This is a genomic window from Weissella sp. MSCH1, from assembly GCF_045799135.1.
Classification (GTDB): domain Bacteria; phylum Bacillota; class Bacilli; order Lactobacillales; family Lactobacillaceae; genus Weissella.
Window position 1 is genome coordinate 53,903 of the sequence record NZ_JBJMBA010000045.1, and the last position, 22,518, is coordinate 76,420.

General features: G+C 45.4%; 23 protein-coding genes. 1 reads left to right on the forward strand and 22 read right to left on the reverse strand.

Annotated features, from left to right (window positions below; all coding sequences use genetic code 11):
* Positions 1 to 123: 123 nt before the first annotated feature.
* The 9 genes from pepT to ACJ28U_RS09855 all read right to left on the reverse strand — a co-directional run bounded on the left by pepT (position 124) and on the right by ACJ28U_RS09855 (position 7,964).
* Positions 124 to 1,356 carry a peptidase T gene (pepT, locus tag ACJ28U_RS09815; protein ID WP_407619141.1) on the reverse strand — a complete coding sequence of 411 codons (1,233 nt, stop codon included), beginning with the start codon at positions 1,354 to 1,356 and terminating at the stop codon, positions 124 to 126.
* Positions 1,357 to 1,377: 21 nt separating this feature from the next.
* Positions 1,378 to 2,175: a Nif3-like dinuclear metal center hexameric protein gene (locus ACJ28U_RS09820; protein ID WP_407619142.1), complete on the reverse strand. Its 798-nt coding sequence runs from the start codon at positions 2,173 to 2,175 to the stop codon at positions 1,378 to 1,380.
* Positions 2,172 to 2,864, reverse strand: a complete 693-nt coding sequence (locus ACJ28U_RS09825) for a tRNA (adenine(22)-N(1))-methyltransferase (RefSeq protein WP_407619143.1) — start codon at positions 2,862 to 2,864, stop codon at positions 2,172 to 2,174. The genes ACJ28U_RS09820 and ACJ28U_RS09825 overlap by 4 nt, the downstream gene beginning before the upstream one ends.
* 93 nt (positions 2,865 to 2,957) lie before the next feature.
* Complete coding sequence (locus ACJ28U_RS09830) at positions 2,958 to 3,377, reverse strand: Hsp20/alpha crystallin family protein (RefSeq protein WP_407619144.1); 420 nt, start codon at positions 3,375 to 3,377, stop codon at positions 2,958 to 2,960.
* A gap of 157 nt (positions 3,378 to 3,534) precedes the next feature.
* Positions 3,535 to 4,818: a tetratricopeptide repeat protein gene (locus ACJ28U_RS09835; protein ID WP_106443900.1), complete on the reverse strand. Its 1,284-nt coding sequence runs from the start codon at positions 4,816 to 4,818 to the stop codon at positions 3,535 to 3,537.
* Between the two features lie 95 nt (positions 4,819 to 4,913).
* Positions 4,914 to 5,063, reverse strand: coding sequence for a hypothetical protein (locus ACJ28U_RS09840; protein ID WP_010371675.1), 150 nt, complete (start codon positions 5,061 to 5,063; stop codon positions 4,914 to 4,916).
* A gap of 55 nt (positions 5,064 to 5,118) precedes the next feature.
* Positions 5,119 to 6,822, reverse strand: a complete 1,704-nt coding sequence (locus ACJ28U_RS09845; RefSeq protein WP_407619145.1) for a hypothetical protein — start codon at positions 6,820 to 6,822, stop codon at positions 5,119 to 5,121.
* 102 nt (positions 6,823 to 6,924) lie between these two features.
* Complete coding sequence (locus tag ACJ28U_RS09850) at positions 6,925 to 7,551, reverse strand: hypothetical protein (RefSeq protein WP_407619146.1); 627 nt, start codon at positions 7,549 to 7,551, stop codon at positions 6,925 to 6,927.
* Between the two features lie 26 nt (positions 7,552 to 7,577).
* Positions 7,578 to 7,964, reverse strand: coding sequence for a hypothetical protein (locus tag ACJ28U_RS09855; protein ID WP_407619147.1), 387 nt, complete (start codon positions 7,962 to 7,964; stop codon positions 7,578 to 7,580).
* A 150-nt stretch (positions 7,965 to 8,114) separates the two neighbouring features.
* Here ACJ28U_RS09855 and ACJ28U_RS09860 point away from each other — a divergent pair, with 150 nt between their 5' ends.
* Positions 8,115 to 8,585, forward strand: a complete 471-nt coding sequence (locus ACJ28U_RS09860; RefSeq protein WP_407619148.1) for an NUDIX hydrolase — start codon at positions 8,115 to 8,117, stop codon at positions 8,583 to 8,585.
* Between the two features lie 83 nt (positions 8,586 to 8,668).
* Here ACJ28U_RS09860 and ACJ28U_RS09865 read toward each other — a convergent pair whose 3' ends face one another.
* The 13 genes from ACJ28U_RS09865 to cmk form a co-directional block, all read right to left on the reverse strand.
* Positions 8,669 to 9,046 carry a hypothetical protein gene (locus ACJ28U_RS09865; protein ID WP_010371688.1) on the reverse strand — a complete coding sequence of 126 codons (378 nt, stop codon included), beginning with the start codon at positions 9,044 to 9,046 and terminating at the stop codon, positions 8,669 to 8,671.
* A gap of 258 nt (positions 9,047 to 9,304) precedes the next feature.
* Positions 9,305 to 9,448: a hypothetical protein gene (locus ACJ28U_RS09870; protein WP_407619149.1), complete on the reverse strand. Its 144-nt coding sequence runs from the start codon at positions 9,446 to 9,448 to the stop codon at positions 9,305 to 9,307.
* A gap of 52 nt (positions 9,449 to 9,500) precedes the next feature.
* On the reverse strand, positions 9,501 to 10,034 hold the full coding sequence (locus ACJ28U_RS09875; protein ID WP_407619150.1) for a hypothetical protein: 534 nt from the start codon (positions 10,032 to 10,034) through the stop codon (positions 9,501 to 9,503).
* Between the two features lie 117 nt (positions 10,035 to 10,151).
* On the reverse strand, positions 10,152 to 13,337 hold the full coding sequence (locus ACJ28U_RS09880) for an AAA family ATPase (protein ID WP_407619151.1): 3,186 nt from the start codon (positions 13,335 to 13,337) through the stop codon (positions 10,152 to 10,154).
* 2 nt (positions 13,338 to 13,339) lie between these two features.
* Positions 13,340 to 14,509: an exonuclease SbcCD subunit D gene (locus ACJ28U_RS09885; RefSeq protein WP_407619152.1), complete on the reverse strand. Its 1,170-nt coding sequence runs from the start codon at positions 14,507 to 14,509 to the stop codon at positions 13,340 to 13,342.
* A gap of 70 nt (positions 14,510 to 14,579) precedes the next feature.
* Positions 14,580 to 15,512: an L-lactate dehydrogenase gene (locus tag ACJ28U_RS09890; RefSeq protein ID WP_407619153.1), complete on the reverse strand. Its 933-nt coding sequence runs from the start codon at positions 15,510 to 15,512 to the stop codon at positions 14,580 to 14,582.
* 76 nt (positions 15,513 to 15,588) lie between these two features.
* Entirely contained in the window at positions 15,589 to 16,797 is a 1,209-nt protein-coding gene (locus ACJ28U_RS09895) for an MFS transporter (protein WP_407619154.1), read from the reverse strand.
* Positions 16,798 to 16,907: 110 nt separating this feature from the next.
* A complete protein-coding gene (locus ACJ28U_RS09900) occupies positions 16,908 to 17,426 on the reverse strand; it encodes an ECF transporter S component (RefSeq protein WP_407619155.1) in 519 nt (172 codons plus the stop codon).
* Positions 17,427 to 17,429: 3 nt separating this feature from the next.
* The gene (locus tag ACJ28U_RS09905) at positions 17,430 to 18,224 is read right to left on the reverse strand and encodes a bifunctional hydroxymethylpyrimidine kinase/phosphomethylpyrimidine kinase (RefSeq protein WP_407619224.1); all 795 of its coding nucleotides are present in this window, start codon (positions 18,222 to 18,224) and stop codon (positions 17,430 to 17,432) included.
* A gap of 180 nt (positions 18,225 to 18,404) precedes the next feature.
* Positions 18,405 to 18,680, reverse strand: coding sequence for an HU family DNA-binding protein (locus ACJ28U_RS09910; protein WP_407619156.1), 276 nt, complete (start codon positions 18,678 to 18,680; stop codon positions 18,405 to 18,407).
* A gap of 246 nt (positions 18,681 to 18,926) precedes the next feature.
* Positions 18,927 to 20,237 (reverse strand): ribosome biogenesis GTPase Der, encoded by a 1,311-nt coding sequence (der, locus tag ACJ28U_RS09915; protein ID WP_043707484.1) that lies wholly within the window; start codon positions 20,235 to 20,237, stop codon positions 18,927 to 18,929.
* Positions 20,238 to 20,422: 185 nt separating this feature from the next.
* Positions 20,423 to 21,655 (reverse strand): 30S ribosomal protein S1, encoded by a 1,233-nt coding sequence (gene rpsA, locus ACJ28U_RS09920; RefSeq protein ID WP_010371718.1) that lies wholly within the window; start codon positions 21,653 to 21,655, stop codon positions 20,423 to 20,425.
* A gap of 99 nt (positions 21,656 to 21,754) precedes the next feature.
* Positions 21,755 to 22,429, reverse strand: coding sequence for a (d)CMP kinase (cmk, locus tag ACJ28U_RS09925; RefSeq protein WP_407619157.1), 675 nt, complete (start codon positions 22,427 to 22,429; stop codon positions 21,755 to 21,757).
* Positions 22,430 to 22,518: the final 89 nt, after the last annotated feature.

A 22,518-nucleotide genomic window follows, 5' to 3' on the forward strand; every position in this document is an offset into this window, starting at 1 on the left:
GGACTAATTATAACATGTAAGCGTTATCATGACTAGCCCATTTCAGAAGATGCTGAAAGATTGACAATCAAAAAAGCCAGGCAGGCCATTGATAGGCATACCCGACTTTTTAATCAACATTGATTACTTGTTATTCAATTCAATAATCTTCAAAATCGTGTCAACGGCTTGGTTCATCACCTTTGTTGATACATATTCATAACGGCCGTGCATGTTCTCGCCACCTGCAAACAAGTTTGGTGTAGGCAAGCCCAAGAACGTAATCTTTGAACCATCCGTACCACCACGAACTGGCTCAATAACCGGCTCGATATCCAATGCCTTCATAGCCGCTTCAGCCAAATCAACCGGCGTCATATCGTCCTTAAGAATTTCACCCATGTTGTAGTATTGGTCATTCATCTCAAGCTTAATACGTTCAAGACCGAATTCACCATTCATCTTTTCAACAATATCACGCAAAATTTGCTTACGTTGCTCAAAAATAACGCGATCGTGATCACGAATAATGTAAGCCATTTCAGCTTCTTCTGGCGTACCAGTCAACTTTAAGATGTGGAAGAACCCTTGGCGGCCTTCTGTCAATTCCGGACGGTCTCCGGCTGGCAAAGCTGCGTGCAAATCCATGGCAACTTGCAACGCATTGACCATTGTGTCCTTGGCTGAACCAGGGTGTACGTTACGACCTTGAATCTTGATCGTTGCCGCAGCAGCTGAGAAAGTTTCCCATTCCAACTCACCCAATGGACCACCATCGACTGTGTAGGCAAAGTCAGCACCAAATTCAGCCACGTGGAAGTTATCGGCACCAATACCAATTTCCTCGTCTGGGCCAAAGCCGAAGACCACCTTACCGTGCTTGACATCAGGGTTAGCAATCAAGTATTCGGCAGCTGACACAATTTCAGCAACCCCAGACTTATCATCCGCACCCAACAAAGTCGTCCCATCAGACGTAATCAACGTGTGACCCGCATACTTCTTCAACGATGGGAAATCAGCTGGTGACAACGTGTACTCTTCGTTCAACTTGATATCTGATTGACCATCATAGTTTTCAACGAATTGTGGGTTAACGTTTTCTGAGTTGAAGTCAGCCGTATCAACGTGAGAAATAAACCCAATCGTTGGCACGTCAGCATCTGTGTTCGCTGCTAATTCAGCAAATACATAACCGTCAGCCATCGTCCGGACGTTTTCTAGTCCCAAGTCCTTTAGTTCTGCCGCCAAATCAGCCAAAAAAGCGACTTCCTTTGGATCTGATGGCACCGTCGTTGACTCTTCGTTTGAACGCGTGTTGACCTTTGCGTAACGCACAAATCGGTCAATTAAGTTTGGATATACTGTTTCTGTCATGTCTATTACCTCTTATCTATATTAAATATATGTGTAAGGATCGGTGTTCTGCTCTGAGGCAAAGACATCGGTCAGTTGCCAATCATTTTCTGCTTGCCAAGTTTTCACCAGGTCAACTAACCGGTCCTTGGCAATGGCTTCCATGTGATGATCTGGATCAATCACGACAAAATCGTCAGCCAATACGTCGTGACCGGTATGATAATAAAAATCTGCCGTCACATAAGCGTCAGCTCCCGCAGCCAATGCAGCTGGATATTCGCTACCCCCGTCGCCACCAAGCACAGCGATTCGCTTCAACTGGCGGTTCATATCATTGGCGATAACGCGAACATGGGCTACTTGGAATAAGTCACGCACAAAGGTGGCATAATCCGTAACCGTTTGAGGTGTTGCCAATTCGCCAATTCGCCCGAGACCCGTTTGACCATCTGGATTTGGAATGAGTGGCTTTACCTGTTCCAATTGCAAGGCACTGGCCAACCAATCGTTCATGCCACCCGCTGCTGCATCTAAATTCGTATGCGCCGCATAAACGACAATGTCATGCTTAATCAAATCAGCATACATGCGATTCTGCGGTACTGATAAATCTAAATTCTTAGCCGGCCGGAAAATCATTGGATGGTGAGCAAAAATGAAATCAACGTGCTTTTCAATCGCTTCTTGCACGACTTCTGGTCGGACGTCCAATGCAGTCATCACTGTCTGAATCTCTTGCTCTGGATCACCGAGTTGCAACCCGATTGGATCACGTTCCCAAGCTAATTCACGGGGTGCATAAGCTTCAATTCGTGCGATTAATTCTTTTGCCTTCATTTCCCCAGGACCTCCGCAATATCGCGTTGCATCGCCTGATACTCTTGATAAGCAGGGGTGTCCTGTTTATTAGCATCAGCCAACTTCGCCATAATCACACCAATGCGTTCATATTCACGTTGCCACTTTGTTAGCCACGCCTCTGGGCGATTAACCAAGTTATAAGGACCAAATTGTAGGGCTTGCTTATCATAAGTTGCATGACCCGGTACCGCTACCAAAATCTCATAGAAGTGACCATCATCAGCCACAACCGTTTCGTCGGTTAGCTGGTAACCGTTATCCATCAACCATGTCCGCACCACATCAATATCAATATTGGGTTGCAGGATGAGACGCTGGTAACGTTGGACATCGGCGTGGCCAGCCGTTAGAATCTGGGCAATTAAGCGACCACCCATCCCAGCGATTGTGACCGTGTCGATCAAGTCTTCTGGTTGAACTGCCGCCAGTCCGTCAGCCAAACGCGGGACCAATACATCCCCTAACCGATGCCGATTAATTTCATGTTGCACATTATCTAACGGCCCCTGTGCGACTTCACCTGCAATCGCAAATGAAATCCGCTTGTTCAACAAGAGATTTGCCGGCAGATAAGCGTGGTCTGAGCCGATATCAGCCAGACGGGCACCATCGGGTACATACGACGCAACCGTCGCCAATCGTCGTGACAATTGCAATGCATCCATTCGCATGTCCTCGTTTCCATTAAGTTTATTACAAATATATTAGCACAAATAACGCCGGCCTGCTAACAGGTCGGCGTTTCTCATCATTTTTGTTTAATCTTCAATTTTGATGCCTGATGTTTTTGTGGTCTCGGTCTTCGGCAGCACCACGTGGAGCACGCCATTCTTATACTTGGCTGTGATGCCTTCCCGGTCTACATTTGGTAAGTAGTATGATCGGCCAACTGACCCGAAACTACGCTCAGATTGCAAAATATTACCATCCTTGTCCGAATGATCTTTAATTTCATGACGCGTGGCCGCAATATGCAACGTATCCGCTTCGTAATCCACCTTCACGTCCGCCTTATCAGCACCCGGGATATCGGCAGTGACTTCAAAGCAATCATCCTTCTCAACCACGTCCGATTTCATATCAGTACCAAAAGTTTGTGAGCGTACCAATGACGCATCCATTTTATCGAGCAACTCCCCTAGTGTTTCATGTCGTCGATGTAACAACTCATGTGCCATGTATTTAGTCCTCCATTTTTCTAACATGTTTACCCTTCATTTTTAACATGTCAGTTAACTCAGACAATAACGATAAGGCTTGACTTCACAAACTGTTTAACTTCATGGCGTTTGTGTGAATAAAAAAGCCCATACCGTAAAAGTATGAGCTTAAAAATTATAGGCCCTTTTCCTCTTTAAGTTGGTCGTAAAGTTCGGCCATCTCGTAGTCGTTTGGTGCCAATTGCGTGTAATTGAACAACGCCTCTTCAGCCAATGCCGTCTCGCCTTCTTCACGGAAGTAGTAGTAGGCTGGCTTCAAGAAGTTAATGTTATCCAAGAAGAATGGCAAAGCAGCGTTCCAGTACTTCGTAGCCATCTCGAAGTCCTCCAAAGCCGTGTAGCTTTGTGCCAAGTTCCAGTACAATTGTGGATCGGTTTCAGAATCATCTTCACCTAAGAACGCATTCAACAAGTTAATGTTTCCCACGTGATCACCCATGGCAACCAATAGGTTTGAATAGCCAATCGTCAACGTCAAATCCTCTGGATTATTCTCAAGCGCTTCACGATAAATACGATCAGCTTCTTCATCTTCTCCTTGGATTTGTGCAACAGCTGCCGCACGTTGGTAAAGGGTGGTGTTAAAGGCGTCGACCGCAATACCAGCTTGGTATGTAATCAACGCTTGTTCTTGATCATTTGTATCTTCATACAATTGACCAAGTGGTTCATACAATCCAGCGTATGACGGATCAATTTCTTGCAATTCTTCTAGGGCATCAATCGCCTTATCAGCCGTTTCAGGGTCTGCCGCATAGGTCATTCCCAATTGGAAACGAACATCTGGCGTCAAATCAGTCGTCTTGATTTGCTCAAGGTAGCCCAAAGCGTTCTTGAAGTTACCTACCAGTGCGTAAGCCACACCAATTCGTGACGCAATGTCCAAACCAGAGAAGCGACGCTCACCAGCTTGTAGCAACTCGCGGTAGAACGGAATGGCTGTATTGTATTGCCCCGTCGCAAAGTAGAACTCGGCCAAGGCAAACTTGATGATTGACTCTTCTGGTGCCAAATCATAAGCTTCACGGAGCTTTGCTTCAGCCGCTTCATTCAATCCTTCAGATTGATACAAGTCAGCTAGCACTAACAATGATTCAATGTAAGCATTTGACTCTGGAGAAATTTCAGCCAAATAAGCAATCGCTTCATCTGTCTTATCCTCGTCAATTGCAATATCAGCCAACGCCGTACGCAATTGATCTTCATCCGGATACTTCTCCAACAACTTCTGGTAAGCGCGCTTCGCTTGGCTTGAGAATCCCAAACCATATAGCTCCTCGGCCAATGAGTAAACTGTGTCATCGTCATCATAACGCAATGATGACGCAAATGACTTCTTTGCATCCTCCAATTGTCCACCAGACAATTCATCAAGCATGCGTTCTGCAAATGTTGCCATAAGTACCACTCTTCCTTCTTGTTTAAAGTCAACAATTTATCATACAGAAAACGCGTCAGGATTGCCAATAAAAAGGGTATCCTGACGCACTTTGGCTACTTGGTTTCTGTTGCCGTCGCTTTCGCCTTAGCACGTGCTTTTTCTAGCAACGCTTGACGTGCCGACTGCTTTTGATCACGCGTTACAGCACCCTTAGACGCTGCCCCACGCGCGAAGTCATTTGACTTGATGGTTCCCTTACCCATTCTGACATACCTCTCTTGTATAAAACGGTACTTCTATTATACAAGTCCAACGTCCTTACTTCAAAGATTTGTTCGTCAGCGCAATGACATTCGCAACAGAGGCCCCCTTCACTGTCTTGGCCTTAATCTGAACGTCATCCCCAGCTTGTAACAGCAGTGCGGTCTGCGCCTTTGATGGATCTAACGTAAAGAGCGTGTCATCATCAACTAACTTAAAAATAACAACTTGTTTATCATCAAGCGTCGCATTAGCATTGACGCGCGCTACCTTACCAGTGATTGTTTCCGTCTTAATGCTATCATCGTTGGCACTGGCAGTTTGGACGCTACCCGCTAACGCATTTCGGTAAGAAGCCAAGGCATCGGCAGAATTCGCCCCTTCACCAATGACATTTTGATCCGCCCCCTTAATGTAGGCGTACTCGCGGAAGCGTTCGTTTTGATCCATCATCGACACGACCCAAGTTGGCGTGCCATCAATGTTCATAATAACCGGGTTTGAGCCGTGCCATTTATTCTGAGGATGCAATTGCTTAGCAACCTTCATCGCCCCATCCGAATCCATGATACCAACGTTCTTACCAACGTAGAACGTCAAGTCACCAGTCCGCGTATTAATCAACGAGTATCCCTTATCCGAATCAGCGTTCGAGGTTACCGTCGTAAAGTCGTCGAAGTATGAGATTGACCGATCGTTATTAAAGACCGGTGTCACACCACTTTCTGACCCGTTTTCAGTGGGCTTAATTTGGTTCTTGTGCCGGAAATTGAAGGCGTATGGGTTACCATACGTGCGGTTCATCCGTGTAGCTGCCTCTGGGGATACCCCCGCGTCCACCCACTTTGGCAAGTCCTTAGTTGCATAAACCGTCGTCTTACCCGTGTCCGCATTGGTCAACGACACATGAATATCATTAAACACCAACTGTCCCGCCCAACGAACATTCAGCAGGGTTTGCACCCAGCATGGTTGCCCATCGTTGTCGATTTCCAAAATTGGTTCACCAACTTGTTCAAACTTCGGATTGCGCATATAAATTTTGCGAGCAATATTATGTGAGAACCAGCTGGTTTCAGAATAATCCAACTTTTCTTTGACAAAGTGAGCTGTATCGTTAATGTCAGTCGCTGAAATAATGAAATATCCTGGCAATGTGCGATTCATAAACCAGGACATAAACCCAGCGAATTCGACTGGTGCCACGTAATAAGGCTTGCCATTAATGTACTGGGCTGACAAATCCCCCAAACGGTACATAGATGAATCCGGCACTTGTGAAAAAGCCTTCTTCATCATGTTCTGCGATGCTTGTGCCGAAAGCGCAATTGGTTGATCGTCTTTTGTCAAAGGCGCCTCTTTTTTCACCGTCGCTTTAACAGAGTCATACATTGGCCGCACAGTGACTGCCTGCGAAATACCTGCCGCTAATGAAATCACAAACGCGACAATTGGAATCACAAACGGCCAGATGGTTAATCCGGCAAAACTAATACGGCTACCACGCTTAGTTACCCGTTCAACAACTTGTGCTGAAGCACCTGCAAACAGTGTCCATAGCACAAGAGCCGTTGTTTCAATGGCCACTGGACTCACTAACTGCGAGAGTGTTGGTACCGGCATGAGCCAATACACATAAATCGCATTTAGAACCGTCACAGCAATAAACGTCCAAATTGTTAGTTTAGAAATCTTGAACTTAATTGCCCAGACTAACGTAACCAACGCCGTTAGCTCGAGCACCAGAAATGATGTTAACATATCCTACCCCTAATCCATGTAATACCTTAATACTACCGTAGTTCAGACGTGGTGCCTAGACAGAAAAACGCCGACTATTTGTCAGCGTTTTTCTTTGGTTCCTTATTCTGAATCGTGTTGTGACTTCAGGTTTAGTTTAGGCAATTCTGCATGTTGATGGCCGAAATCCAACTCCGGAATACCGTGTGCCAGCATATGGGCATTTCGGTGTTCAAACTGCGCATCTTCCCACGCCGCATCGACTTCCTGCCACGACCCCGTTTGGGCCAAAATCTCACGATATTTAGCTGGCATTTGTTGCGCGCCAATGGCCACTAGGGTATCTGCATGCGCTTGTAATGCTGGACTAAATGCTGCGTGTGGTTCAGCCAACCAAGCAAACAGGCCAATTGTTTCAATTTCCAACGGGGTATAATCCGTTTCAGCAACCGGCGTGAATGTATCTGGTTCAAGGTGCATCGCTTTTGGCGCAACCAACATCTTCGGTGCAACTTCCCACTCAAAGAAACCCGGCACGTCTGTTGATGGTGTCACGCGGTTGATGGTCACAACCCCTAACTGGTAGCCCAGCGCAAGTCCTAAGGTATACTCATCCGGTAATGGTTCGTCACCAGACACCATTAAAAATTCGGTCACATCAGCGGCTGGTTCATATGGAAAAGCTAACAACGCTTGCTGACCCAGCAAGACATCGTTGGCAATTGGTTGTGGCACAACAAGAGCTTTCATTACTCATTCCTCAATCTGTTTCAGTTTTAATCTTCAAAGAGTTCCGCCAAGCGGTTCATTAGGTAGGCTTCCGCCGCTTCGACGGCATCTTCTAATTCCTCAGCATCATCTTCAGTAAAATTCCCAACAGCCTCGCGATTATGTAAATTACGGATTGTTAACAATGTTGTGCGCTCGCCGTCTGATAACCCCGTATTCAGATTCTCCAAGGCGAGACTCACCATGTCATCGGTGGCTGGTAATTCAGCAAACACTAAAAATGATTGCATAATCTTACGGCGCTCTGATTCATATTCAGCGTGGATGTCTTCTTCCGGGCGTTGGGCTTTGGCAACTTCTGCCGTTTCACGCTCAGTCACTTGGTCTAGGTACAAAACCGTCCCTAGCTCTATATCAAATTCATCAAACGTCATATCAACCTCCTGTACGTTGCTGTGGCCCTTATTGTAACATATTCACAGAAGTAAGTTAGCCAACCAAACTAGTAAAAGCGTTGATCGAAGCGTCCAAGCCACTATGATACAATGAGCTTTAGTTAAAACCTTGGGGGTCCTATGATGGTGATGGAAAATTATTTTAAAGCGCTGCGTGAAAAAATCGGCCATGATGAAATCATTATGCCAGGTGTCGCCGGTGTTCTATTCGATGACACACGTACAAAAGTTTTGCTGGAAAAACGTGGTGATGGTGAAGTTGGCTGGAGTTTGGTTGCCGGCATGCAAAACCTAGGCGAATCTTCGGTGACCACGATTATTCGGGAATTTAAGGAAGAAGCCGGCATCGATGTGGCGGTAACAGCCTTAATCGGCGTTGACTCAAATTTTCACCACACTTTCCCAAGCGGTGATCAAGCCCAAATACCCATGACTTTGTACGAAGTTAAACAGACCGGTGGTGAACTGCGCGCGGATGGGGATGAGACCTTATCACTCGCGTTCGTCCCGCTAGCTGATAATCCCAAAATGTACAACGTCCAACACCAACTAGTAATCGAACAATTACAGCGTCAGGCACCTTATGGTTGGTTTTTCTAATAACTATAATCAACTGCCACTATTTTTAGCACATCAACAAAAGGCCAGCCCAGAAAATTCTGAGCTGGCCTTTTCATTGATAGTTAATCTATTACCTGACCAATCGTTGCCAATACATTAGCCCGGTAATCTGTTGACGTCGCATTTAATTGACGCATCTTGTAATAGGCATCCTTGTAATCAAAATCACCACGGCGCGTTGCTGCGTAAACCATTAACAAGTTGCAAGCGTCAGTTAACGAGTCCATTGGACGCAACTCGCCACCCGCTTCTAACGTACGGATGTCGGTCATATAGTCTTCGTGATCAAACTCATACCACGTTTGCATCTGCAACAAGACACCAGTTGCCCATCCTTCTTCGCGGACAATCGAAGACATCGTTTGTCCTGCTCGCATCTTCCGTAAAACATTATTAAATCGGTTGTTCACATTCAGAATACTTGTCGCAATTAATGCCATTTGTCATTACCTCTACATCAAAATCTTTCTGAATTTATCTTACCACAAGTTTGTGAAATAAAGAACAATAATTACAACGAATAGCAATTGAACACGCTTACAAAGCGGTTTTTAATTGTGAAAACCTTTTCATTTTGTGATTAGTCCGACAAAATGAAAAGGTGTCTGGCTTAAAATCAGCCAGGCACCTTTTATAACAGCAATTATTGGATACGTCAGCGGTGTAACCCCGTCGACATTCCCAGTCTGCTTTATTGTTTACTTATCTTCTGCCAAAAAGGCATCAATTTCTGCTGCTGAATCAACCAACTCAACGTGAATTAAACCACGCTTCAATTGTAACTCGGTTTCCTTCGTCAATCGGGTTGCTTGCTTCTTTGCTAACTTTTCAGACTTCTTCATGAGACGGCCTCTTTTCATTTAATACCTTTATTATACACGAAGAGGCATACTCTTAATTTTCATTTGTTCGATGCAACTTTGCAAAGCACGTCATCACCCAGTGTTCAACATCAGCTGCTGCCGTTGAAAAGGTCACCGCATACCAAACGCCGAGCACCAATGCCATCAAACCAACTGTAAACATTACTGACCACACACCACTAATGCCCATATTAGGGAAAACAAAATAATCCAGTAACATAAAAATTATTGGACTCGCAATCACCAAGGTTAAGGTCATCATTAAGTCATTTTCGTGTTGGGTCCGCGCTTTGTCGGCCGCCGCGTACAAATCATGAGTTAACTCATGCAACCCAGTTGCCGTCAAAATTTGTACCTGGTCCTGTACCGCAATCGGTAAAGCTTGCTTGATCAAAATAGCAGCCATCATGCTATCGCCTGCAGCACGCGGCGCCAAGAAACGCGCGCGGCGCTTAGGTAGCATCGCGTACAAATCCGTTGCATTTAATTTTTCAGCGTAAATACCATCTTCATTTTGAGCAAATACGATTATCTCGTCTGCCAATGGTTGTACAACAAAAAACATCGCACACACCTCCATCACTAAGCCGTTAAATTTCTCTCCGAAGGACCATTATTCCCCTATTCACTAACAAAAGCAATGCGTTTGTTCTAGAAATTCCGGTAAAGCGGTTTCATTGGTTTAGACCATTCTATATGTCAGACGACTGCGTCCATCCCCAAGTTTCGTAACAACCATCTGCTGCTGAATTTGGCGTTTCATTGATTCCACGTGCGAAATGACACCAATCAAGCGACCACTTTGTTCAACCATCGAGAGTGCTTCCAAGGCCTGATTCAATGTGTTACTGTCCAGTGAACCAAATCCTTCATCAATAAATAGTGCATCAATTTTGGCACCACCAGCCCGTCGTTGCACAATCTCTGCCATCGACAACGCAATCGACAACGCTGCAATAAATGATTCACCACCTGACAACGTACTTGTCGACCGGACCTTACCCCCATCTTGATCATAGATATCAATATCTAGCCCGTTCTGGTTCGCTCGTCCTGCCTGTCGACTTGATAGCACGAATTGGTACCGACCACCTGATAACGTACCAATATAGTGTTCGTTCGCATAGGTTAAAACTTCATACAAGAAACTACGTAATACATAAGGTTCCAAACGTAGATGTAACAAATTATTACCATCGACTGCCTGAGTCAATTTAATCAAATCAGCCGACTTTGCCGTAATGGCATCAATGTCCGTTTGCAATTTCAAAATTGTAGTCTGTTGCTGTTGCAAAGCCTCTAATAGCCATTCTGCTTTATTTAAACTTTCGGTTGCTTCAGCTAAAGCAGTTTGCTTTTGCGTCAATTCAGCTTGTAACTGTGACAAATTGGGCCGTTCTTGGCCAGCAGTTAACGTCTGGCTCTGCGCAATGGCTGTCGCGACCGTCTCACGTTGCGTGTCATAAGCAGCTATTTGCCGTTCTAATTGGATTAATTCATCCGGTTGATTCTGAAGGCGTTCTAACAACACCTTAAACGCCCGTTCATCCGCAACCGGACCGTCAGTAATCGCAACGCCGAGACGACCCTTTGCCCCTTCTAATGCCGTTTGGTACGTATCTTGCTCTTGACTTAAGACTATCCGTCGCTGCGAAAGCTCTGCCTGCGTCTGTTCAGCAGAGCGAATTTTCTCGTCAGCGCTCTGGACAGCTTGTTGATAGGTCGCAATTTTTTCAGACAGCGCCTGCTGTTCGACCTCATAATCACTGACTGTTGTAAGCTGTCCGTCCGAATTCAGATCGTCTTGTTCACTGTCATTTTCAGCCAGCTGCGTCGTAATGCCCGATAATTGCGTTTGCGTCCGTGCTAGATTCTTCTTAACAGATGCAATCTCCTCCGTCAGAGTCGCTAACGTCGCTGTCAGGTATTCTTGTTTAGTGACCTGATCTGATAGGTGCTGACGTACTTGTGCAATGACAGTCTGTACGGTTGACGTATCATACGTGTCTGGCAACAAATTGTCTGGGAACACGGTTGCCCATGCTGTGAAAAATTGATTATACTCACTAGCAAATCCGTCTCGTTCTGACGTAAGTTGCTTTGCCAACGCATCATACTGTTGTTTGGTTTGTGTGGCGTCCGTCGTCAAACTCGCTTCAGTCGCGATTGCTTGTTGCTCGGCAGTCTCAGCCTCATCAACAGCCGCCATCGCCACCTTAATTTCAGCATATGAGGTGCTACCAACGTGCGGGTCAGCTCCCTCGCCAGTATAAATCTGGCCACAAACCATGCAAGCCTCACCAATTTTCAATTCACTGTGAAGTTGTTTAATCATGAGTTCCCGGCGCAATGTCGCCTTCGCTTCACGCATCGCAATGACATCCTGCAGATTAGCTTTAGCCGTATCTAGCTTACGTGTTACCTGCATCAAATTCTCAGCCTGTTGCGCGACTTTTTTCTCAGTCTGTTGCAATCGTTCATCAGTCCGTTGTAGCTCATCAGCTTGGGCAGCAAAAACCAACAATTGCTCACGCGATGCTGAAACAGACGCTACTGTCGCCAAAGATGTTTGTAGCGCAACTTCCTTGGCAGTTAATTCAGCCAATTGGGTCGTTAACTGAGCTTCGTTAGTTTGTAGCGTTTGCCGTTGCTGGGCCAACTGAGCCGCTTGCGCAATCAGCATTGCCAGACGCTGCGCATTAGGCAACAAAGTTCGTGTAATTCTTGTCAAACGCGCTTCAACAGTCTTGATATCAGCTGCTTGTGTTAAAAGTTCCGCTTTAGTAGCCTTCGCCACTGAAAGGCTATTGGTTGTAGTGGCTTCGCGTGTCGCCAACTGTGTTAATTCAGTTGCAACCCGCGCTAGTTGTTCTTCATATCGCGTCACATCATTCATGATGCTTTGCTGCTGGGTTCCCCACTGCAATAGCGTCGCTTGCTGCCGTTGCTCATTAATTTGCTCGGCTTGTTCATCAAGCTGTTGCTGCTTAGCCGTATTTTCAGCCAACAACTCAAATTGACGATTTAATTGTTCGGCCGCTTTCACCCGTTCCTGCGATTGCGCAACGGCCGTAGTTGCCGTCGCCTTTTCAGTTTCACGGGCCGTCACTATGTCTGTTAACCGCGCAATATAAGCAGTTAAAGCGGTAATTTTCTCAACGGCCGTCGGTGCGCTATCTGCAATTGCTGGATCATCCCACGAAATTTGCGACAACGCCACATCCCGTTGGGTCTCAAGATTCGTGACTTGTTTTAACGTGTCTTTTTGTTGTTCCTTCAACGACTCCGTGAACTGATTAAAAACTTCCGTCCCAAATAGACTCCGCAAAATGGTCATCTTATCATCGCTCTGAGCGGCCAAAAATTCACGGAACTGATTCTGTGGTAACAAAATGATTTTGCGGAATTGGTCTGCATTTAGATGCAATAATTCTTGAATCGCATCCCGCACAACCGGAATTTTCTCGCCCATCGCCGCGATAGGCACTTGTAAAGTTTCGTCAACCTCAGTCAATGACACTTCGGCTTTACGTTCAGTGGTATCATCGTCGGATTTCGCACCACGCTTTTTCTTTAATTGTTGCGTCGGTTTGCGACTAATTCGATAGTACCGTCCATTGTGCTCAAACCAAAAAGTCACAACCGTTTCCGCTGTTGTGGGCGCAAATTCACTACGCATTTCCTCTGGCTTACGTTCACTGGTCCCTTCACCAAACAAGGCGTAGGTCATCCCATCGAACATTGTTGTTTTACCGGCACCGGTATCGCCAGTGATCAAAAACAATTTCGATTCTGTAAATCGCTCAAAATCAACCGTCGTTTGTTCGTAGGGCCCAAAATATTGTAACGCTAATTTAATTGGACGCATCTTTATCCCTCTTCCTGTTGGCGTAACTGTACTAGTGTATCTGCGATAACACGTTCTTGCGCTGCGGTTAGTGATTCTTGTGTGACTTCTTGGTAGAAGGTCGTAATCAAATCATCATCGGACACATCATCGGCAACGACTTCTGGAATAACCTGATCAACCATCGTGAGTGCCGGTAAGTCATACTGCACTTCGACGACATCCCCATAAATGTCAACCAACGTTGCGCGTGCATTCGTTGTGTGTGCAACGCCCTGAATGCGAATACTAAAAAAGTTGGCATGATTTCTAGCATACTGTTGATAAAATTCAGGACTTATCAAGGTCTCAAACGGCGCTGATAGGACAATCAAATCTTTGGTCGGTGTAATTGGGTGCCAAGTCGTGCGGACCGCGTCGGGTGTGATATCAACAATAAAAACCCCTTTCTCCGTTTGCGCTTCCTTGGTATTGAATTTAACAGGTGATCCAGCATACTGAATTGTTTTAGTTGGACTAGCTTCACGTAAATGCAAGTGGCCCAACGCCACGTAGTCAAATGCTGAAAATTGGTCAGCAGTGATGCCCTTCAATCCACCGACGCGTGAATTCGTTTCACTAGTAAATTCATAGTCTTCATTACCTGCGCCTGTCACATAATAATGGGTGACCAAAATATGTTGCTTATGTGGATCAAATGTTGCCACCATATCTTGCACAATCCGGTTCATAACCTGTTCAATACTTTGGTACGCCGCCAATTCGTCTTCCGGGATTTGATAATAAACACGCGCGGTTGTTGGTTCAATAAATGGTAGTAAATAAATTTGCGCTTCTGGCGTTTCCACTGGTTTAAATGCACCCGCTAGCGTTGTATTAAGGAATAACCCGGTTTGCTCACGCCACTCATGGCCCGCTCCCAGACGTGTCGCACCGTCGTGATTCCCAGAGACTGCGTAAATCGGTAAATGATGGGTCAGGTTCATTTCTTTCAGCATCCGCTCCAAGGCCGTCACGGCCTGTGTTGATGCAATCGCGCGATCATAAAGGTCGCCAGCAATAATGACCCCGTCGACTTTTTCAGCAATCGCAATGTCTAACATCTTTTTAAAGGCAGCTTCCTGCTCTGATAACAAACTGAAGCCACCTAATTCTTTACCGATGTGCCAATCAGCTGTATGTAATAATTTCATGTATCTCTCATTTCTCAAATGAAAAAGGCGACCAAACACGCACAGCTTGTTTGGGTCACCTTTCAGCGTCTTACAATGTGTCGACAATCTCGTCAAACTTTTCTTGGATAAAGTCACGTGATGCTAATAACTTTTCTTGCTCATCAGTCGTTAAGTCTAGATTAGCTTCTGCTAACACGCCGTCACGGCCAATCACCGCCGGGTATGACAAATAAATGCCCATGTCATCACGTCGGTTTGAAACCACTAATTCCGCATGCGCATCAGCCATCACAGCTTTTGCAATCCGAACCGCAGCCGTTGCGACACCATAACTCGTATAACCTTTACCGTTTAACACAGTAAAGCCTCCCTTACGCGCTTCTGCCTCGATACCGGCCAAGTCAATATCACCCGCATCGGCCAACTTAGCAATTGGTTGACCAAGCACTTGCACGGTTGACCACGCGACAAATTGTGAATTACCGTGTTCACCTAAGTTATAGCCGGATACTGAACGAGGGTCTAGATCAAACGCCTCATCCACCGCACGTTGCATTCGCGCCGTGTCTAGCAAGGTTCCCGTACCAATCACCTTATGTGTTGGAAATCCAGTAACTTGCTGGAATAATGCGGTAATAACGTCGACCGGGTTTGAAATCACAATTAGCACCCCAGTAAAGCCCGATTCTTTTAAATTGGTTCCCACCGATTGCACCATACTACTCGTAAACTTTAGTTCCGCAAATCGATCACCGCTTGGATTGTCCTGTTGCAACTTAATGTTCCCTAACGTCGAAATCACAACATCCGCGTCTTCCAACGCTGACCAATCATTAATTGTGATATTACCATGCATTTCTAAATTAGCCATCGCATCCTGAAAGTCCAGTTGATCCGCCATTACCTTACGCTCGTTAGCGTCGATAAATACGTAATCATCTGCGACCCCTTGTGCAATTAACGCGTGTGCCACTGCACTACCGACGTTCCCCAACCCGATAATTCCGACTTTACGTGCCATATCATCCTCCAAAGTTTTAATAATTTCATTATACCGAAAACGGCCATTGTTCTCCACCGAACAACAGCCGTTACCTTTATGCTTTAAATAAATGTTTCGTTGCCGCCATCAACAATGCAGCTGCAATCATCAAAATCACCAAAATTAGATAAACAATATTCTGAATTTCGCCAGCTGGGTTTGCCGTAAAGGCCATCCCGTAAAGCATTGGTCCAAACGCAGACATGAAGTAGCCACCAGCCTGAGCCATTCCGGATAGTCGCGCAGTTTCAACTGGTGAATCCGTCTTTGCAGCAAACATGGTCATCGTGTAAAGGAAGAAGAACGACGTCGCAAAACCAATCAAGACGGTTAATGTCCACCAATATGCCAGCGATGACGTATCCTGATTAAACAACATAACTGCACCGACCAACGACAACACACCTGCAATAGCAATTGCCATCATCGTCCCACGGCGACGCATATGAACAAGAATGTTTGGTACGATTATCGAAATCGGCATACCGATAAATGAGTAAAACGACATAATAACTGAAATCGCCCCTGCTGACACGTGATGATGGGCCATCATCGTTGGTAACCAAGCAACTCCCGTGTAATTAATTGTGGCCTGTACACCGAAGACAATCAGAAATGGCCATGCCCGTACATTGGTCCAAATACGCTTTTTCGGCGCCACAGCTTGTTTTACAGTCGCGGCTGTTTTCACTTTTTCTGGCACTAACCGTGCTGTATAGAACCAAAAGCCCAAGACAATTGCCGGCAATAGCACCAACAACCACATCACAGCATGCCAACCGAACGTCGCAACAACCGGTGCAGTTAATAGACTAAAAGCAGCTGACCCAACCATAATTGTGGGTGAGTAAAGCGATGTATAGACGCCGACTTTATGTGAAAAATATGCAGCCACAAATGAAGGCATAAAGACATTTAAATGGGCAATACCAATTCCCACAAACACCGTGCCTAACAGCATCGTTGGCATCGTCACAATTAGTCGCAGTGCCGTTCCCAGGAAAATACTTGCAATTGACAAGAACAACGCTTTTTTTAGGCCAAACACAGCCATTGTTTTGGATGCAAAGTTTGAGATTAACAAAAACATCACCAGTGGAATCGTTGTTAAGATACCTAACTGACCGCTAGGAACACCTAACTCCGACGATATTTGCGACAACATCAATGGCAATGTCGTAATTGGCGACCGCATAATTAATCCGATCAACATGACACTTGCTGCTAATGCAATGCCCGTTGGTAAAACTTGTTTCTTACTCATGTACCCGCTCCTAAACCTTTTAAATCAAGATATCTAGCATACCATTCTTTCCAATATGAAAAAAGCCACCAGACGTCTCAATCCGGTGACTTTTTTGTTACTTTACAAAGTTAGTGATTTTTGGGCATCAAAATCTTGCGCAATGGTACGCTCAGCAACAAGGCCAAGATAAACCCGGCCAAAACTTGCATGATGTTGGCTGGTACATCGGCTAGTCCCGCCAAAAAGGCTGGACCAAGCTGCATTTTTGCACCACCGTTCAACCAGATTAAGAATGAACCGGCTAACCAGTACCCAACGACCATCACCAAACCGCCTAAGAAATTGCCGAGGACGCGCTTCCCAATCGAAGGATTTAACCCATACTTTCCAATCACCCAGCCTTCACCGCCGTGAATAAGCAATGAAAAGAACATCCACTGTGGATACCCAGCCAGCAAATCAAGCAATAAACCCGTTAGCCCACCGACCATCGCGCCGGTTCTTGACCCATAGTGCCAAGCTGCGATAAAAATACCCGTTTCCACCAGTGACACAAAACCTGTTGGCGTCGGTATTTTGGCGACATAACTTAAGACAATATTGATAGCGACAATCACGGCCGCAATAGTTAATTGTTTAGTCTTCATTTTTTATCCCTCACTCAAACGTCGTGCCGCCTGCCAAACATTACCAACCGGTAACGCGTCATTCAACGGTACGCCGTGTTTGATACCTTCGTACACAAATGCTTTTGCATCTGAAACCGCATGGGCCGTTGTTGCCCCAGCAGCTAACTGACTAGCAATTGCGGAAGAAAACGTGCAACCAGCCCCATTATTGTAGGCATTAGCCACCTTTTTTGTCTTAAACGTCTGCAGCTCATCAGCCCCCACTAAAACATCAACTGCTTCCTGACCGGCTAAACGCTTACCGCCCTTTACCACGACAGATTGGGCGCCCATTTGCTGCATAATACGAGCTGCATCAGTCATATCCGCGGCTGTTTTAATCGTTCGACCGCTTAACAATTCTGCTTCAACTAAGTTCGGTGTGGCAATAGTCGCCAACGGCAATAATTCTGCTTGAATAGCTTTCACCAATTCATTGACATTCGTCGTGCTTGTCTCTTTAAAAGCCATCACCGGATCAATTATAACTGGTAGGTGGCTGGCATATGTTTTCAAATACTTCGCAACCAGTTTAACGTGTGCGACAGTCGGTAGCAAGCCAACCTTCACGCCGGCAATATCGTCAATCGCAAAAATTGAGTCAAGCTGAGCCTCTAAAACGGCAATCGGCACGGGATGAATGGTGAAATCATCTGGCGTGACAGTCACAATGCTGGTGATAGCACTAAGCCCAAAGTAACCATATTCATTAAACGTTGCTAAATCGGCTTGAATGCCCCCACCAGCCAAAACATCCGAACCTGCAATCGTTAACATTTTTGTTGGTTTCAATCTGCCATACCTCCACATCGATATCAATAAGATTAAGTTTAGCACAGAATTTTATGAGAATGTATGAAAAAATAAAAAGAGTGAATATTGTCATTCACTCTTTCCATATTACCTACTTATTAGGTCCCACAAACAGACGTGAATCCCAATATAGCGGGCTTTAAATTACTTGATAGCGTCCTTCAATGCCTTACCAGGCTTAAAGGCAGGAATCTTTGATGCCGCGATCTCGATTTCCTCACCCGTTTGTGGGTTGCGACCCTTACGAGCTGCACGTGTACGAACTTCGAAGTTACCAAAACCAATCAATTGTACCTTGTCACCCTTTGCCAAATTATCTTGGATTGATGCAAAGACAGCATCAACTGCTGCCGTTGCGTCCTTCTTAGTCAAACCAGTTGTCGTTGCAACGTCGTTTACCAATTCTTGCTTGTTAGCCATGTTAATATCCTCCTGCTTGATAGCTGATTGGGATTCCCAATGTACGAAATGAAACTCGTTGTTCCCTTATTTCGATATTTAGAATAGCATAGTTACACGGCCTTAACAAGCGATTGTTTGCTTAAAACGTTGATACAGCGCGCTTTTCATCCTTTTTCAACAAATATTCATGTTTCACCATTATTTTTCGTACAAAAAGCGAAAAAGCACCAAATCCGAACGGACCGGTGCTTTTTAATCACTTGCTTACGTACGAGCACGCTTAATCAAGTGAATTGGTGTTCCTGTAAAGTCGAATGACTTACGAATTTGATTCTCGAGGAATCGTGCGTAAGAGAAGTGCATCAATTCTGGATCGTTAACAAACACCACAAAAGTTGGTGGTTGAATGGCAACCTGTGTCGCATAGTAAACACGCAAACGCTTACCATTGACAGTTGGCGTTGGGTTCAAAGCCAACGCATCCATAATCACTTCATTCAGCGTTGCAGATTGCACACGCTTTTGGTGGTTTTCGTTAACCTGCTTAATCAACTCAGGCAACTTGTTCAAACGTTGCTTCGTCTTGGCTGAAACGAAAATAATTGGTGCGTATGACAAGTATTGGAACTCATCACGAATCTGATTTTCAAAGTCAGACATCGTGTGATTATCCTTTTCAAGCGTATCCCACTTATTAACCACGATGATAATGGCACGTCCAGCTTCGTGCGCATAACCTGCAACGTGCTTGTCTTGCTCACGAATACCTTCTTCAGCGTTCAAAACCATCAAAACAACGTTAGAATCATCAATTGCACGCATCGCACGCATCACTGAATACTTTTCAGTTGATTCATAGACCTTACCACGCTTACGAATACCAGCAGTGTCAACCATGACAAACTCATCACCGTCAGCAGACGTAAATCGCGTGTCAATGGCATCACGGGTCGTTCCTGAGATATCAGAAACAATGACACGTTCTTCGCCCAGGATGGCATTAACAAGTGATGACTTACCAACATTGGGACGACCAATGAATGAGAATCGGATTGAATCATCATCGGCTTCGGTGTCCGTTTCTGGGAAGTGTGAGACAACTTGATCTAACAAGTCTCCCAACCCAGTTCCGTGAGAACCAGAGATTGGGAATGGATCACCAAATCCCAACGCATAGAACTCATAGATTTCTGAACGCATTTCAATGTTATCGACCTTATTAACGGCCAATACGACTGGCTTTTTTGAACGGTACAAAATTTTTGCAACGCGTTCGTCAGCTTCTGTTAAACCTTCTTGCGCAGAAACCATGAAAACAATCACATCAGCTTCATCAATCGCAATCTCAGCTTGTTGGACAATTTGCGTCATAAATGGCTCATCAGCCATGTCAATTCCACCAGTATCAATCAGACGGAATTCGCGGGTCAACCATTCTGCGCGCGTATAAATACGATCACGCGTAACGCCTGGTGTGTCCTCAACAATTGAGATACGATCACCAGCAATACGGTTAAAAATAGTTGACTTACCGACGTTTGGGCGGCCGACAACGGCCACAACAGGAAATCCCATGTTACCCTCTTTTCTGTCAGCGCACCGAGGCGGCCGACGTGTTCATTACTATTTTCGATTATACTGTTTAATACAGCATGTGTCTGTTATCGTGTGACCAGCACAAAAAATAGCCCATTTACGAAATTAAGCGTGCGTTAGGACAACCCAACACACGCTTAATTTTTTAAGCTATTAAAAGCTGATTAGTTGAAGTCCTTGAAGATATCTCCAAAGGCATCACCCAACGTAGCTGAACCCTCTTCTTCTGAAGTTGAGTAGTTAGTTGGAGCTTGTTCTTGGCGAGGACGACGTTGGCGACGAGGACGATCGTTGTTTGATTGACCTTCTTCGCGAGCAGGAGCCTCTTCCAAAGCCTTGATTGACAATGACAAACGTTGCTTGTCAGGGTTTACTTCCAAAACCTTAACCTTAACCTTGTCACCGGCCTTCAAAACATCACTTGGGTTAGCAATGTGCTTGTGTGAGATTTGTGAAACGTGAACCAAACCTTCAACACCAGGGAATACTTCAACAAAGGCACCAAAGTCAACAACGCGCTTAACAGTGCCTTCCAAAACAGTTCCTTCTGGAGCTTCTGAAGCAGCAGCTTCCCAAGGACCAGGTTGCGTAGCCTTGATTGACAATGAGATACGTTCCTTTTCAGGATCCAATCCCAAAACCTTAACCTTAACATCTTCACCAACTGACAAAACGTCTGAAGGTTGTGAAACGCGCTCGTGTGAGATTTCAGATACGTGTACCAATCCGTCTACACCACCAAGGTCGATGAATGCACCGAAGTTAGTCATGCGGGCAACCTTACCTTCAACGACGTCACCAACTGACAATTCGTTGAATACACGTGCCAATGCTGCTGAACGCTCTTCGTTCAAAACATCACGACGTGACAAGATCAAGCGGCTGTCAGCAGCGTTGATCTCAATAATCTTCGCGCGAATAGTTTGACCCTTGTATTGGTTCAAATCTTGCACGAAACGGTTCTCGATCATTGAAGCAGGTACGAATCCACGTACACCTTCAACGTCAACAACCAATCCACCCTTAACGACTTGCGTTACAGGTGCTTCCACAATGTCATCAACATTGTGCTTGCTTGCGATTTCTTCCCAAGCACGACGAGCTTCCAAACGACGCTTTGACAATAGGTATGATCCACCTTCCTTGTCAGAACCGATAGTTGAAACCACTACCAAATCCAAAACGTCTCCTACCTTGACAAGGTCATTAACGTTAGCATCACGGTCAGCCGTCAATTCGCGCATTGGGATAACACCCTCAACACCGGCACCTTCGATACCTACGATAACTTGACGAGCATCGTCAATTGCCAAGACTTCACCCTTAACTACATCGCCAACTTTAACTTCGGCTACGCTGTCAAGAGCTGCCAATAGCTCGTTGTTCTCTTCGTTCATTACAATATATCCTCCTGGTCACACGACTCTAGTAGTTATTATACCTAATCCTTTTATAAAATACTAGTAGTCACAGCCAACTTTCTTTACTAATTTATATTATTTGTTTGTTTTCGTCGCGATGATATCCTTGACCGCCGCCACAACACCATCAATTGACAGACCCGTTGTATCTAATTCAACTGCGTCGTCCGCCTTCTTGAGCGGTGAAATTTCACGGTGTGAGTCTAGATAATCACGCTTTTCAATCGCGACTTCCAGCTCAGCCAACGTGGTGTTCATACCCTTAGCTTGATTTTCTTTAAAACGACGTTGAGCTCGTTCTGCGACTGATGCAATCAAGAAAATCTTAACTTCCGCATTCGGCAAGACGGTTGTACCAATATCACGGCCATCCATGACAACGCCACCCTTAGCAGCAATGTCACGTTGCAAAGCGGTCATTGCTTCACGAACAGCCGCATATGCAGAGACCGCTGAAACATTGGCTGTCACTTCAACAGAACGAATAGCATCGGTCACCTCTGTGCCATTCAAGAAAACCCGTTGCACAGGTTCACCTGGTTCAAAAGTAATTGTTAGATCTGGCAATAGTGCTGTGACCCCGGCTTCATCTTCTGGCTTAACGCCAGCCTGAAAAGCAGCTAGCGTAATTGCGCGATACATAGCACCGGTATCAACATACACAAAGTTTAAATCTGATGCCAAAATTTTGGCAATCGTTGACTTACCTGCTGACGCAGGCCCGTCAATCGCAATTTGAATCGGATTCATTTCAGTAAGTTCCTCACTCGTTAATTTAACAATTAATTGTACGCTATTTGAGGACAAAATAAAAGAGACACAATCATTGTGTCTCCTTA

Excerpts from the sequence above, each read along its gene's own strand:
- ACJ28U_RS09875 (WP_407619150.1), bottom strand. The coding sequence starts at position 10,034 with ATGTTTTTTGTTGTACAACCATTGGCAGACGAGATAATCGTATTTGCT.
- ACJ28U_RS09860 (WP_407619148.1), top strand. The coding sequence starts at position 8,115 with ATGGAAAATTATTTTAAAGCGCTGCGTGAAAAAATCGGCCATGATGAA.
- ACJ28U_RS09840 (WP_010371675.1), bottom strand. The coding sequence starts at position 5,063 with ATGGGTAAGGGAACCATCAAGTCAAATGACTTCGCGCGTGGGGCAGCG.
- ACJ28U_RS09870 (WP_407619149.1), bottom strand. The coding sequence starts at position 9,448 with ATGAAGAAGTCTGAAAAGTTAGCAAAGAAGCAAGCAACCCGATTGACG.
- ACJ28U_RS09820 (WP_407619142.1), bottom strand. The coding sequence starts at position 2,175 with ATGAAGGCAAAAGAATTAATCGCACGAATTGAAGCTTATGCACCCCGT.
- ACJ28U_RS09835 (WP_106443900.1), bottom strand. The coding sequence starts at position 4,818 with ATGGCAACATTTGCAGAACGCATGCTTGATGAATTGTCTGGTGGACAA.
- der (WP_043707484.1), bottom strand. The coding sequence starts at position 20,237 with ATGGGATTTCCTGTTGTGGCCGTTGTCGGCCGCCCAAACGTCGGTAAG.
- rpsA (WP_010371718.1), bottom strand. The coding sequence starts at position 21,655 with ATGAACGAAGAGAACAACGAGCTATTGGCAGCTCTTGACAGCGTAGCC.
- ACJ28U_RS09880 (WP_407619151.1), bottom strand. The coding sequence starts at position 13,337 with ATGCGTCCAATTAAATTAGCGTTACAATATTTTGGGCCCTACGAACAA.
- ACJ28U_RS09865 (WP_010371688.1), bottom strand. The coding sequence starts at position 9,046 with ATGGCATTAATTGCGACAAGTATTCTGAATGTGAACAACCGATTTAAT.
- ACJ28U_RS09855 (WP_407619147.1), bottom strand. The coding sequence starts at position 7,964 with ATGACGTTTGATGAATTTGATATAGAGCTAGGGACGGTTTTGTACCTA.
- ACJ28U_RS09905 (WP_407619224.1), bottom strand. The coding sequence starts at position 18,224 with ATGTTAACGATTGCAGGTTCGGATGTTTTGGCTGGTGGGGGCATTCAA.
- ACJ28U_RS09845 (WP_407619145.1), bottom strand. The coding sequence starts at position 6,822 with ATGTTAACATCATTTCTGGTGCTCGAGCTAACGGCGTTGGTTACGTTA.
- ACJ28U_RS09885 (WP_407619152.1), bottom strand. The coding sequence starts at position 14,509 with ATGAAATTATTACATACAGCTGATTGGCACATCGGTAAAGAATTAGGT.
- pepT (WP_407619141.1), bottom strand. The coding sequence starts at position 1,356 with ATGACAGAAACAGTATATCCAAACTTAATTGACCGATTTGTGCGTTAC.
- ACJ28U_RS09850 (WP_407619146.1), bottom strand. The coding sequence starts at position 7,551 with ATGAAAGCTCTTGTTGTGCCACAACCAATTGCCAACGATGTCTTGCTG.
- ACJ28U_RS09895 (WP_407619154.1), bottom strand. The coding sequence starts at position 16,797 with ATGAGTAAGAAACAAGTTTTACCAACGGGCATTGCATTAGCAGCAAGT.
- cmk (WP_407619157.1), bottom strand. The coding sequence starts at position 22,429 with ATGAATCCGATTCAAATTGCGATTGACGGGCCTGCGTCAGCAGGTAAG.
- ACJ28U_RS09890 (WP_407619153.1), bottom strand. The coding sequence starts at position 15,512 with ATGGCACGTAAAGTCGGAATTATCGGGTTGGGGAACGTCGGTAGTGCA.
- ACJ28U_RS09830 (WP_407619144.1), bottom strand. The coding sequence starts at position 3,377 with ATGGCACATGAGTTGTTACATCGACGACATGAAACACTAGGGGAGTTG.
- ACJ28U_RS09825 (WP_407619143.1), bottom strand. The coding sequence starts at position 2,864 with ATGGATGCATTGCAATTGTCACGACGATTGGCGACGGTTGCGTCGTAT.
- ACJ28U_RS09910 (WP_407619156.1), bottom strand. The coding sequence starts at position 18,680 with ATGGCTAACAAGCAAGAATTGGTAAACGACGTTGCAACGACAACTGGT.
- ACJ28U_RS09900 (WP_407619155.1), bottom strand. The coding sequence starts at position 17,426 with ATGAAGACTAAACAATTAACTATTGCGGCCGTGATTGTCGCTATCAAT.